Source organism: Rheinheimera sp. 1928-s, assembly GCF_029269265.1.
Taxonomy (GTDB): Bacteria; Pseudomonadota; Gammaproteobacteria; order Enterobacterales; family Alteromonadaceae; genus Pararheinheimera.
The window spans coordinates 93,582-107,246 of sequence record NZ_JARIXP010000006.1 but is presented as its reverse complement, the minus strand read 5'-3'; the positions used below and the strand labels follow the sequence as shown (position 1 = coordinate 107,246).

General features: G+C 49.3%; 8 protein-coding genes and 1 tRNA gene. 4 read left to right on the top strand and 5 right to left on the bottom strand.

Annotation, left to right across the window (positions count from 1 at the left end):
- Positions 1–146: 146 nt before the first annotated feature.
- Positions 147–1,130 carry a catalase family peroxidase gene (locus P3C17_RS16235; protein WP_300930416.1) on the top strand — a complete coding sequence of 328 codons (984 nt, stop codon included), beginning with the start codon at positions 147–149 and terminating at the stop codon, positions 1,128–1,130.
- Positions 1,131–1,185: 55 nt separating this feature from the next.
- On the opposite strand, the gene P3C17_RS16230 is transcribed toward P3C17_RS16235, so the two are convergent.
- On the bottom strand, positions 1,186–2,160 hold the full coding sequence (locus P3C17_RS16230; protein WP_300930415.1) for a LysR family transcriptional regulator: 975 nt from the start codon (positions 2,158–2,160) through the stop codon (positions 1,186–1,188).
- A 96-nt stretch (positions 2,161–2,256) separates the two neighbouring features.
- Here P3C17_RS16230 and P3C17_RS16225 point away from each other — a divergent pair, with 96 nt between their 5' ends.
- The 3 genes from P3C17_RS16225 (at position 2,257) to P3C17_RS16215 (ending at position 4,679) form a co-directional block, all read left to right on the top strand.
- Positions 2,257–3,192: a sodium-dependent bicarbonate transport family permease gene (locus P3C17_RS16225; protein ID WP_300930414.1), complete on the top strand. Its 936-nt coding sequence runs from the start codon at positions 2,257–2,259 to the stop codon at positions 3,190–3,192.
- A gap of 91 nt (positions 3,193–3,283) precedes the next feature.
- A tRNA-Pro gene (locus P3C17_RS16220) sits at positions 3,284–3,360 on the top strand.
- Positions 3,361–3,818: 458 nt separating this feature from the next.
- Positions 3,819–4,679 carry a hypothetical protein gene (locus tag P3C17_RS16215; protein ID WP_300930413.1) on the top strand — a complete coding sequence of 287 codons (861 nt, stop codon included), beginning with the start codon at positions 3,819–3,821 and terminating at the stop codon, positions 4,677–4,679.
- 379 nt (positions 4,680–5,058) lie between these two features.
- On the opposite strand, the gene P3C17_RS16210 is transcribed toward P3C17_RS16215, so the two are convergent.
- From P3C17_RS16210 to P3C17_RS16195, 4 genes are all read right to left on the bottom strand, one after another.
- On the bottom strand, positions 5,059–7,326 hold the full coding sequence (locus P3C17_RS16210; protein WP_300930412.1) for a DUF4157 domain-containing protein: 2,268 nt from the start codon (positions 7,324–7,326) through the stop codon (positions 5,059–5,061).
- A gap of 22 nt (positions 7,327–7,348) precedes the next feature.
- Positions 7,349–8,518 (bottom strand): hypothetical protein, encoded by a 1,170-nt coding sequence (locus P3C17_RS16205; RefSeq protein ID WP_300930411.1) that lies wholly within the window; start codon positions 8,516–8,518, stop codon positions 7,349–7,351.
- 71 nt (positions 8,519–8,589) lie between these two features.
- Positions 8,590–10,143 (bottom strand): DUF4157 domain-containing protein, encoded by a 1,554-nt coding sequence (locus P3C17_RS16200; protein ID WP_300930410.1) that lies wholly within the window; start codon positions 10,141–10,143, stop codon positions 8,590–8,592.
- Positions 10,133–13,645: a DUF4157 domain-containing protein gene (locus P3C17_RS16195; protein ID WP_300930409.1), complete on the bottom strand. Its 3,513-nt coding sequence runs from the start codon at positions 13,643–13,645 to the stop codon at positions 10,133–10,135. The genes P3C17_RS16200 and P3C17_RS16195 overlap by 11 nt, the downstream gene beginning before the upstream one ends.
- Positions 13,646–13,665 lie beyond the last annotated feature (20 nt).

Genomic DNA, 13,665 nt, shown 5'->3' with positions numbered 1-13,665 from the left:
CGTTGCAGTTTGCGGCAGCGGCAGTGCTGTTTGAATGAGTTTCCTCAACTACTCATTATTATCAGCAGAACCAACAGCCTGGCTTTAGTAGTGCTTGCAGAGAGCAAAGACCGCGGCAGGTTCGTTTTACTCAAAAGGTTAAGGTCATGACTAAAGGTTTAACATTAGGAACTCTGAGCCTGATTGCTTTTAGCTGTATGCAAATTCAAGCTCAAGATAACGGCAATGTAGCGGTGAAACTTGTCGATACACTAACAGAGCTCGCACAAGGCCCACATAAAGGCTTCCGATCGAATCATGCCAAGGGCGCTATTGTCTCGGGCAGCTTTACTCCGTCAGCAGATGCAAAAAACTACAGTACAGCGGCTCATTTTAGTCAGACTGTGCCAGTTACAGTGCGTTTTTCCAACGCCACAGGAGTACCTAATTTACCGGACACCGATCCTCATGCCAGACCTAATGGTATGGCCATACGCTTTGCATTACCGGATCAAACTTCAACCGACATTGTCTGCATTTCTTACAATGGTTTTCCTGTGGCTACACCGCAAGAGTTCCTTGAGCTGTTAACCGCCATAAAAACCAATGCAACTGATACCAACAAGCCAAGCAAATTGGAACAGTTTTTACAAAGTCACCCCGCCGCCTTAGTTTATGTACAAACACCTAAGCCAGCCCCCGTGAGTTTCGCCAATCAGGCGTTTTTTGGTGTAAACAGCTTTATTTTTGAAAATGACAAAGGCACACAACAGCATTTCCGCTACCGTATAGTGCCAAAAGCAGGAACTAAATTTTTGACGGATGACGCTGCAAAAAAAATGGCGCCAGACTTTTTGATGGAGGAAATCAAACAACGGGTGGTGAAAACACCAGTGGAATTTAGCCTGCAGGCTCAGTTACCCAATGATGGCGACCCTCTGCTTGATGGCAGCAAAACCTGGCCGGACGACAGACGCGTGATTGAACTCGGCACCATTAAATTGGATGCTTTGCCTGCAGACACTGCTGCATGGGACAAACAAATGTTTAATCCTCTGTTGCTCCCCAAAGGCATAACAGCAACAGCAGATCCTGTGCTGCAAACCCGTCCCGTAGCTTACTCGGTCAGTTTTGGTCGCAGACTGCAGTAAGTGATCTATTGAGCCATCAAGTCAGGCCAGATGTTTCATTGCTCTCTGACCTGATTTATTCAGTCGGCAAAAAGAAATGTGAGGGCAATTGCGTTATGTCCTCCACCACCCACTGCGCTTCAATGCAATCAGTCAGATGTAGTGCAATAAACTGGATCAAACGTCGTGCTGAAGCGCTCAGTCTTTTGTCTTTACGCGCCACCAGATACCAATGGCTATTCAGCGGAAAACCTTTCACCTTCAGCACCTTAAACTGCTCACTGCTTTGGCCCAAGGTATAAGCAGATAACACCGCAAGGCCGAGACCACTGGCAACACTGAGTCGGATAGCTTCGTTGCTTTCAATTTGCATAGTTTTAGACAATTCGACGCCCTGACTGCTTAACCAGGATTCAAATTGCATACGGGTGGCAGAGCCTGGTTCACGCATTAAAAAGCGCTCGTTTTTAAGTGCTGCAAAATCAAGTTCACCGCCTTCTGCACAATAACGGGATGCCCAATGATCCGCTGGCGCTATCAGTTGCAGCGGGTTTTTTATAATACGACAAGCCTGCACCTGCTCACCGCTTGGTGGCTGACTAAACAGATATAAATCGTCATCCTGATGGGCAAATCGGTTCAGAATATGCGCCCTGTTACCTACGTTTAAGGTCACTTCAATTTTGGGGTTAGTTTTATCAAAAGCCCCCAGAATAATGGGCATGACATATTTAGCTGTGGTGACTATGCCTAAACTCAAAGTGCCGCTGCGCCCGCCTTTGGCCTCTTCCAATAAAGAAGAAAAGTCATCAAAGCGGCTTAATACATCGGACGCCGCCTGAAACAACGCATCGCCAATATAAGTGGTATGCACTTTTCCTTCCCGGTATTCCAGCAAAGGTTGCCCTACTTCATCCGCCAGCTTTTTCAGCTGTAAGGACACAGTCGGCTGGGTTAAATGCAATAGTCGCGCAGCAGCTGATACTGACGCCAGCCTCACAACCTGAACATAAACCTGCAGTAATCTGAAACTTAAATGCCGCACATCCATAGATAATTATCAATACTTAACTACCAAACAATTAATTATCCAATATACCCAAAGGCAGGCACAATCGCCAGCCAATAACAGCTACGGAGTTGGGTTATGCCGGATATTGTGATTGCGTTTTTTGCTTTTGGCCTTGTGGCTGGCTTATTAAAGTCAGATTTAAAAGTTCCTCAGTCTATTTACGAAACCTTATCTATTTTGCTGATGCTGGTGCTGGGCCTGAAAGGCGGTATGGCGCTGCATGGCCAGGCCCATAGCGGTATGGTGCCCGATCTGTTGGCTGTAGGGGCTTTAGGTTTAATTATTCCGCTTTTGTGTTACCCGCTGTTACGTTATCTGGTGCAACTGAATAATTCAGACTCTGTCAGTATTGCCGCCCATTATGGCTCTGTCAGCGCCGGTACTTTTGCAGTGGTGTTGGCGCTGGCGGAAAAATCCGGCATGCCTTTGTTACCCGAAACCACTTTATATCTGGTGATGCTGGAGTTACYGGCCATTGTCATTATGTTAGGTTTGTATGGCGCATTAAAAGGCCAGGGTAAGCAAGCTCATATCTGGCGCGAAGCCTTAACCAGCCGGGGTGTGCTGTTGCTCGGTGGCGGCGTATTGATTGGTTATCTGTATGGACCTGAAGGCTTAGAGCCTATAGCTCCTGCCCTTATTGGTGGTTTTAAAACCATGCTGGCGCTGTTTTTACTGGAAATGGGCCTGTGCACAGCCAAAGTCTGTAACCCGCTGCCGCTGCAACACTGGCGCTTAATGCTATTTGCAGCAATTTCTCCCTTTGCTTTGGGAGCATTAGGTTTAGCTTTTGGTTTAATGTTGGATGTACCTGCTGGCACATTGCTGGTGCTCACCACTTTAGCCGCCAGTGCTTCTTACATAGCAGCACCTGCTGCAGTACGCGCCAGCATACCTGACGCCAATATTGGCCTGGCCATGCTGGCATCCTTAGGCATTACCTTTCCGGTCAATGTACTTTTGGCCATCCCTGTGTATCAGCATTGGGTGGAATTGGCGGTTGGAAAATAACCTAAGGCTCTGTTAAAGCGAACAAAAAAAACGCAGTCACACCAAGGGGCATTGCATTTGTGAGTTAAAGCAGTAGTATAAGGCCCAACGTCGGTACGTAGCGCAGCTTGGTAGCGCACTTCGCTGGGGGTGAAGGGGTCGGAGGTTCGAATCCTCTCGTACCGACCACTAAATTAACCTGCTTTTACAGCAGGTTTTTTTATGCCTGAAATTCTCCGATTTTAATCGCCCCAATGTACTGTCATTCCGAGAGCAACTTTGCTTCTGCTGTAACATGTCACCCGCTTTGATAGATACCTGACGCATATCCCCTTTCCTTGTAAAAAAACTGCTATTTAATCTACATGCAAGGGCCAGGATCAGCCGCAGATCTTCTAAGGCAAAGTATCAAAGCTCAGTTCCGATAATAGTAGAAAAAATTTCAATTTTCGGTTGACAAATACAGGAGGTAATCTTTAATTAGGTCTCCAAAATAGGGATTTCATCTTTTAGTTAAAACTGGATGAGTTTGAAGGTTAGATCTGCGCCGTAATCATATTCTGACTCCAACTATCAATTACTGACGGGATCAAAAACGTGGTGGCTTATTTACGACCAGACACCAAGTGAATAGAAAGGGATCAACCTTGAAGAAACAAAACTTTCAAACTCCGATCTCCCCGGCAGAGTCTCAGGCAGCCTGTAAAGCTGTTTTGGCGAGCGATAAATTTGTTYATGCACCACGCATGTGCCGTTTGTTGCATTTTCTGGTTGAGAGCGCAATTTGTGGCAACAGCCGCAACACCAGCGAATACGCTATCGGCATTGAGGTTTTTGAWCGCAATGTAGCAACTTATTCGACCACAGAAGATCCTGCTGTTCGGGTCCAGGTGGGTCGCTTGCGGGAAAAACTCAAAGACTACTACGCCGCAGTGCCTTCCGAGATTGAAATATCTATTCCTCTGGGTAGCTATATGCCTGTTTTCAGGCGATCGTCAGATGCCAATATATACCCCGATGATACGCTGCTTTTCAGACCGATCAGGGCTATTTCAGAATGCACCAAGGGACAGTGCTTTGCTTTAGGCTTACATGAGGAACTGCTGCATCAGTTATTTCTGGCATTTAACAGTATTACCTTAATCCAACACTCAGAAGATGACTTCAAGGTTCGTCAGAGCAACGAGTCGAAAAAAGCGTCCAACGCAGCGGCCAAACATCTGTTTGAAGGATTCGTTCGGCTCGATTCACAACGCGTCAGAACTTCCGTTCACCTGCTTGATCTTGAACACAATCAAATACGTTGGTCGAAACAATTTGATCGCAATAATTGCTACGACATATCGCTGCAGGAAGAGCTGGCGTTTTCCATCTGCCAGGAATTGAAACTGTTTATGCTCGAAAATGAGCTGGAGCATTTCGGACCAGATTCGCCACTATCAGAGCAATCGCAGCCAGAAAACCGCATCACTCACATAGGCCAAGGCCGCAGACTGACCAGCCAATAGGTGAAAACTCCATTTTGTGCGCCAAGACTGTGAGCCTTAACGACAGCTAGACATAGGCGAAAGAAGGCGACGCATCCAAAACATAGGACAAAAGAAAATGGATTCTGACAAGGCTAAGCCTTACTTGGCAAATAGTCGCACGCGTTGGAAACAGCTCAGGCCCCGAAATAACATAAGGTACTAGCGTTTGATGGTGCTGAAGAAAGGAAACGACAGCTTGGGCCTCTTTTGGTTTCGTCACCTCATCCTAATTCAGCACGGGAGGCTAGTCATCACATTAGACCTGACCCCATTCTCCTTGCTTTAATTTCAGGTATGCCTGTCCCCCACTTACTGGGTTCTCGTTTCGTTGTGGATATCCTTGCCATTCCTCCATTGATCACTTCTGATGTCGCCTGGTCAGGCAATACGCCGCCAGCGCCTCTGCATACCTCATAGCGTCCACGACGCGGCTTTGAGCCGTTGCATAGGTCATGTAATGTGTGGTATCGAAAATACTTAGCCCCTGGATTTGTTCCTCAATGCCCCAGTGGCAACTTTGGGCCTGGGTTACCACGAACGCAGCCTTCTTTTTGACCGAGCCAACCGCTTCGAATCGCTCCATGGCCTTGTCAAGAATAGGGCTGCCCGTGGTGGCGCACTCGGTAATCATTGATAAGAGAGAGCGCCTGATGCCTGCAGTGATCACGTTGATACTGGCCAGATTCGCTGCGTCTTTTATCTGTTTGACGGTTTCAGCATGCATGATGGCGTTGGAATTTGTTTTGACCTCCTCAGCCCAACCTTCGAATGCCTTCAGTCCGCCGAGTGAGGTTGGCACTTTGGGGATGGCCCGAATCCATTCAACCAGGGAGCCTCGCAAGGCTTCGCGAACTGTATCCCGTGGACGCACCCGCAACGTCAGTGGATTCACAAAGGCGTCGCTTGCTGCCTGTTGCTTGTGGAAGCTCTKCCCTTTCCGCTTGCCCTGCATTTTGAAAAACCAACTGTTGCTGGCGTTGTAGGATTTGAGAATCTTCATGACGGCATTATTCGCCTTGTCCATGGAAATGTTGCGAGCGACTGCCAGCACGCGCGCGAGTTTGTTGCTAATCTCATGCCTAGCGTCTTCCTTGTTTGGTCGCACCTCATTCAAAATGTCCTGGAATTTACCGGCATTTCCATTCACTTGACGCTCTATGATCTTCGCCAGCAACGTGAAAACATCATCGGTACGGTTGTAATTCTCGAGGGTCACCGATTCAGACCCCTCTTTACTCCGCGCCACTACAGCCGCATAGTGATAACCCCAGATGCTTTGCAAAACCTCACGGGACTGACCCGTTTTCAGGAAATCGATCTGCTTGTCCCTCGATGCGGCAAGAGAGTAGGTTGCGTAGCCTTCCCCTACTTCGGGGTGAGCAGCCTCGTTGATGCCAAGTGCACGGGCCTTTTTCTTACCTTTTTTAGTGTGGGCATACTTGCCATACGCTTCTCCTGCCAATTCGGGGCTTGATTTGCTCAGCACATTGGCGCGAACGACGTCGGTATCAACTTTCTCCGGTAAACTGATCAGTTCCGATCCTAGGGTATTGATCATCGGATCCCCCCCATCACTCTTCGATGTGACATTCAGAACTGTTTGCTTCATGGTGCCGGGTTGCTGGAAGACCGCCTCGTGCGATGCGCTGCCCATGACACCGGAGGCCATATCGATGCAGATGTGACTGATCAGGTTTGCAAACTCCGCGACCGCCGCGTTTTCCTCTTTCTGGGCTGGTTCTGCAATCACCTTACTCAAGGAAACAGATGAATATTGCAACTTGAGTTCACCACTCTTATGCAGGTGAACTCTGCTGCCCGCCGTTTTGAGCGCCTTGTTTGAACTTTCCACAATCCCGGCCGCTGCATAGAACTCTTTAGCATGATCCTGCGTGTCATTAATCGCCAGCGTATTGTCTTCAGAAATCAGTAGACCCTGCCGTGCATCAGTGCGTTTGATCTCGTGAGCCATTTTGTATCCTTTGTCCTTCTGCCTGATGGCCTTGGGTTCTACCGATTGCGTTTTGAAGAACTGGTCACTGTCGCTTTCGCCTACCAAGTTATAGTCGTCAGTTCCAACCTGTTTGTAGCGCTGGATGGGTCCTGCGATAACAGGCGTGAATTTGCCTTGTGGCTCGCCTCTAAGCTGGGCGGTTGGTGCCAGCGCCTTTCTCCCCATCACATCCGCTTCCCGCTCCAATCCAACATCATCGTTAACAGGCACGCCAGCCTTCATCTGTATCGTCGGCTTCACTCGCCCCTGCGCCTGTTGCACCACATGCCAGGCTTCGTGCGGCAGATGTTTTTCCTGCCCCGGCGCAAGATGAATATTGCTGCCCTGCGCATAGGCGTGCGCGTTGAGTTGAGCGGGTTGGGCTGAGTTGTAATGCACTTTTACGTGATCCATGCTCATTCCAGACAGTGACTCGATACCAGCTTTGAGTTGATTTGGCAGACCGGTATTGTTGGGTTTTGGCGCCAACTGCACGGTACGATTATCCGGTAAAGCGCGAGTCTGTGCCCCCTTACCACGATTGTCCTGCAATACAGCCGCGCCTTTGCGTTGGCTAACTGCTTCTGCTTGGGTGTCCTGCTGTGCTCTGTGTTGACTCGTTAGTTCAGCCATGATTTCCCCTAGATAGGAGGCACTAAGCGTTTATGTCGATTTTGAACCAGGGACTGTGTGCACCTGCTGCACAGGGAACCTGCCCTTGGGTATTAAAACCAGCGCCAATGTTGCTCCAGTGTTGATAGTGCGTGAGCGTAAGATAAACATCGCCCCGTTTGTAATCGAGAATGATTTTGCTGTTGTGGGCGTCATTCAGAATACCAGTGCCAGTGTACTCGGCGTAACCAACAGGGCCCGGAGGCGGTGCGACGCCCAACGCATTCATCACACCAGAGGTAGCGGTATAGTGATTTTCCAGAGCCACGGCATTTGGAGGAGTGACTCCTCCAGGCGCAGCGGGAAGAGTTGCTGAAGTGTTCATATGCCAACTTCTCAAGGCACCGGGGTTATTTGCGGTCAGAACGCTGGCATCCCGCTCTGCCTGGCTGCGTTGATCCATCACTTGCCCGGTCTTCCAGGCGGCGTGAATATCTCGCAACAATCTGACCAAGGTTGGGGGGAAAACCCCAACAGCCGTGGAGTAATTAATGGTTCGAATTGCACGAGCGTCCGGCGAATGGGATTGTGGCGCTACGCCTGCAACACCAGCATTTACCGCACCATGGGCAGCACCGACCGCTGTCTGTACATTAGCCCAATTGGCACCGTCATTAGCGGCATAACCGGTGGGCACATTTGCAACGCCATCAAGCGCTTCATTGATATTAACCACCAGGCTCTTCAAAATTCCTGCGACTGCATTCCAATTAGCAGCGCCTGCCGCCGTTACCGCAGCCGCGAATCGCTGCTGATACAAAGCGTAACCTCGATCCACCTTACCGATTTGACGGTCATCATGGCTGTACTCATCCACTTTCGTCACCATGAGTGGGATTTCATACTTGGTGGAATAAGCCCCGATAGTATTCTGACTGGCCAGATTCGCTCCCCGATAGGAGTCAAAATCTTCCCAAATCTTTGCTCTCTGTGCCACGCCATCAGCGGTTATCCTTGCGGGCGATCCGAATTCAGGCACAGGCAAAAATGTTTGCCCTTTATCCGGCAGGTTTATGCTGTGCTGCTGCGGAGCCAGTTGTTGCTTTTGCAGTGTTAATTCGCTTTTGCGATTATCTTGCAGGATTCCCACTGGCTTACGCTGGCGGGCATTCGGTGTCTCTGCCCGTTTTTCCTGAAACATTATTTCTGCCATTATTTTTCTCTATTAGCGAATTTTTAGTGTCGCAAATGATCTGCATTAGGTTTGCTGACGCGCAGAAAAGATCAATGATCTGCCGTCCAGGTCATGTCAAGGTCGGCGATTATGTCTCCACCACCAACCCCGCCTGCGATCGTAGGAATAAGCATAATGCCGCCCCCTCTGCCCAACAGAGATGTAACCTGCCCACCTGCGGCTGTACCGCTGGCTAGCGGTGCGACGCCTTGCACATCGGTGTCTATCGGCGACCTTAATCTTGCGCTGAGCCGGGCTTTCAGCAGCGCCTTGGCTGCGTTTTTATCTTTCATGTATGACCTTCCAAAAGCCGAAGCCCAGGAACCCCAAAGTTGTTCAAAAGTAGGATTCATGGTGAAAGTGCCTGCCTGGGGAATGGTAATAGAAACATTGAAAACGCCAGTACTGGTATTGCCCTTGCCCCTGTTTGACAATCCGTCGGCCAACCAGGCAAAACGCGCGCCCTCTCCAATCACCTTGGTTAGGTTATCAGCGTCTCTGTCGGTAGCATTTCTGATCTCAAGCGAGTTGGTATCTCCTGGATCCACCCCGTGTACCGAACCATACCTGCGATTGCCAACCGCTCCCGCGATTGGACCTGCATCGGCGTTCACTTGTAGCGCCGTATTTAATGCGGTAGCTGCAGGATCATTCATGACTCTGTCCATCAATACCACGGCATTTTCGGTAATACGAACCCGTTTAATGTAGCCGCCACCCAGACCAGTCATTTCGGCCCACGCCTCAAGAATCGATGCCTGGCCTGCGCCGTTGGTGTAATTGCTGCGTACATACAAATTACCGGCATTGTGCGCGCCCAACGCACTCACATTTTCATGCACTGCCGGTACAGCCAGAGCGCCATGGAGAGGCGGAATAGCAGCAGCGGTTTCCCTCGCCCTGAGATTTATATATTTCGCAATTTTTGCAGCAGCAGCTCCCCGACTGTTGACAACACCTGGTAAGACTTCGTCATGCCCCGCAATCGGCGGTGCCGCGCCAACCAACAGCTGTACTACCCCCGTCTGGTTTGAAGACGCCTTGTTTTGAATAACGGTTGGAATCGGGCTGTTAATCTGTTCATTTGATGGTGGTGTAGGCGCGCCAACTGTTTCACTAGTGCGCAACTGCGCGGCTCCTTGCTTTAAAGCCCTGGATCCCATCACATCCGCTTCTTTCTCCAACCCGGCATCATCATTAACCGGGACACCGGTTTTCATCTGCATGGTCGGCTTTACGCGCCCCTGCGCCTGTTGCACCACATGCCAGGCCTCGTGCGGCAGATGTTTTTCCTGCCCCGGCGCAAGATGAATATTGCTGCCCTGCGCATAGGCGTGCGCGTTGAGTTGAGCGGGTTGGGCTGAGTTGTAATGCACTTTTACGTGATCCATGCTCATTCCAGACAGTGACTCGATACCAGCTTTGAGTTGATTTGGCAGACCGGTATTGTTGGGTTTTGGCGCCAACTGTGTCGTGCGATTATCGGCAAGCTTTCCCGCTTGCATCACTGGACGGTTGTCCTGCAAAACCGTCCCGCGTTGCCGCACTCTTTCAGCATGCCCGCCTTGTTCATGCGTTTTCTGAGAGACCATCTCAACCATCATTACCTCCCCTGGCGTCGTGGTATACACCCTGAAAAGCACGCAGTTTTTCTTCTGCCGCCCTTAGCCGCGAAGCATAACTACCAAGAAGTTGCTTCTTATTTCGCTCGTGCTTTGGAATACTATTTTTGCCTTGCCCTACCCCTCCGACGATTGTCCCCATGCTCTTTAACGTATCGCTATATGCTTGACACACATCCTCTCTCAGCTTTTCATGCATCACAGCGGCTTTCGGACTAAATTTCTTATCATATTGTTTGAGTTTTTCCCATAGCGCATGAATTGCAGTCCGCGTACTTGCACCCACATAAGGTTTTATAGATTTGCGGCGTATATCCTGAGTGAGATTGAAGAAAAGTGCTTTACCAGGGCTTTCTATCCAGGTGAGCAACCCTTGTTGCAAGTGAGAGAGATCTTGCATGGCGCCAACCTGTTTCTTGAGTCCGGCGAGATCTTCTGAATGAGGAATTGAGACGATCTCTGACGACTCGCTTTGCTTTCCTAAAAGCGTTGTGTACTCATCCCAACGCCCTGTTGCGATGGCATCAGACAGCAAATAGGTTTTTTTCATCATGGGGATATATTCCCCATGCAAATTCCAAATTTTTTGCTCTGCCCCGCCTTGTTTGAATGACTCTTTGGCACCGGTTTTCAGCGGTTTATCCAGATGAAGGGCATTGCTTTGGTGGGCAAGAATTTCACCGCTTTGGTAGCGATCAAGCAAGCCTGTGTTGAACTTCAAATTAGAGCGTAAAAACAGGATGGCATGAAGCTGGCTGCCAAGCGCCTTGGATAACCAGTTTTGAATTTGCATCAGAATCGGATACAGACGGTTGTTGGGCATATCGCCACTAAACTTCGTATAGTCGATCACGAGTGCGATTGGGGCATCAAGATCATTAAACTTCTCACGTGTATGTTTTACAAAGGCTAATATCTGCCTGGCAATTTTTAACCCCGATTCTTTCAGGTCTGCACTATTTAAAAGATCGGTATGCAGGCTGTCCGACAAATTAATCCAAAGCTGTCCGCCTTTGCGTTTACCGGTTAATTGCTCATCTTTCACGCTTTCCGGACTAAGGAATGATGTCGAATTCTGGTAAAACTCGAAATATGGGGTAAACGTAGACAGTGCTTTCTTGTCTGCCCGGAACGGATACGTGGAATAGCCCGCCTGGAGTAGTATCTTATGCAGGTTATCGGCAGCGGCGGTACCGGAAGGAAAATAGGAACGACTTACCTGGTTGTGCTTCCCAACCTGCACCGACTCTTGCAACGGATGCTCATCTCCTTCTTTCGGGGAGGTGTCCATTGATGCCTTCCAACTGGGGAATTGCTTCTCCAACACCTCGGTCATCTCTGCTAATGACAAGCAGGTAGATCCTAAAAATGCAAACTCCCACAGGCTCGATTCAATCACCCATATGTGATCAAACAGATCGCGTTGGCTCAACGACTTACTCTTCCCCTGACTTTGCTTGATAAATGCAAGTTTGTTCGCCCGTTGATGAATCTTACCCAGGATGTAATCGAAAAAGCCTTGCAGATGAAAAAGGTGCTTGCTGCTTGGATTGTTCAGCACTTCTTCCGACTTGGTTTTTGCAACCAAGCGATACGCTGCACCCAATAATTGGTAAGACCATTGAATGGCTAGAGCCGCACCATCATTCCATTGACTGTAATTTTTGGCCTTGAACCTGCTAAGCAGAAACTGCACATGCCCTGCACTAACGCCACCATATTTCTGGTAATTTTGGGCATCCGTTGCATTCATTCGCGCTAAAAGTCGCTTTAACTCTGTCAAATAATCGGCATTCAAGGAATATGCCCCCAAGGACAGTCGTGTCCCGGCAGTTTCCGTTCGATCATTGGCATCCCAAGTAGTATAGGCCGGCTCGGCAAAGCCAAATGACGGTAAAAACCGATACTTGGTTTGACGATCTCTCTGCGGCCTGAGGCTTTCAGGAATCCGCGGACTATGCAGCACCGCCGGATTACCCTGTGTGTGCTCCATCTTCAACGGAAAGCTAGCCGTGAACCGAGTAGTGGGGGCATATCCCCTATCGACCTTTGGCATCAACTTGGATGGTGTAGCACGTTTATGGGGCGCCTTTTTAGCGTGGGGTGCCATATCGTGCATCAAATAAGTCACGTAATAAGGCAGAGAGGATTCAAACGGCCGGGCATATTCATCGCTCCCCCCTCTTAGCAAATGGGTGGATTTTCTAACCCGGCCACCTTCTGCCGTACGAAAGTTATACAAAGCGAGGTTGATCAGGAATTGATTGCCTTGAGGTCCAAGTTGTTTTGTCATCTCCGCAAACATCTTTCGATTTTGTAGCAAAGGCGGCACTTTAGATTCAAACCCTTTTATGTTCTTAGGCCTATTTAGCACCTCGTTCATCGCACTAACTAAAGTCAACGGATCTTCTTCCAAGTTACCCACTTGATGCAATAACTCACGAGTATAGGATTTTCTTCCATACTTGGCATTACCCGAGGTCAAGCCCTGCGTCGTGGTCATTGATTGGTAGGCCGCAGTCAACATATCCAGATGTTCGCTATCCCCAGTTTTACCCTTCTCATCAACACCTTTAGAACCGAACAAGCCTTCTATTTTGGGAGCTTCCAGCGCTCGCATGTGAGCCGCAGGTTTAATTGATTGGCCAAGCTTTGCCGCTTCCTGGAAAACGAGCGGGTAGTTGATAGTGAGTTGTTGTGGGGGGAGTACACAAAGACCGTGTAGAACATTGGTAATGGTGCTTCTATCCATTGACAACACATGGGTCAAAATACTTTGCGGGCTAGCCTGAACAGCACTGACAGCCTGCATAATAAATAGGGCGACACGATGAGGAAGATGGTCAAACTCGCGTTCGATAAACGTCAAGTTGTCTACCATCTTTTGTGACATCAACGCCTTTGATTGTGTACTGATGGGAAGCTTTACCCGTTGGATAGGATGGTTCTGATGCACTGCCGTGGATGTAACAGGCAAGGAATGATCAATGCGTGAGAACTCATAGTTCATAGCTTTCCCGCCCATCACATCCGCCTCCTGCTCTAACCCTTTGTCATCATTGACGGAAGTACCGCTTTTCATCTGCATGGTCGGCTTTACCCGCCCCTGCGCCTGTTGCACCACATGCCAGGCTTCGTGCGGCAGATGTTTTTCCTGCCCCGGCGCAAGATGAATATTGCTGCCCTGCGCATAGGCGTGCGCGTTGAGTTGAGCGGGTTGGGATGAGTTATAGTGCACTTTGACATGATCCATGCTCATACCTGACAGCGACTCAATACCTGTTTTAAGCTGGTTCGGCAGGCCGGTATTGTTGGGCTTTGGCTTAGGATCTGGCGCCAACTGTGCAGTGCGATTATCTGTTAAAACACGAGTCTGACTCACCTGGCCACGATTATCTGGTAACACCGTTTCGCCTTTGCGTTGGCTCACTGTGTCATGTTCGGATGACTGCTGTTTTTTGTGTTCAACCTTAAACTCAGCCATGTTACGCCCCTAATTAAATT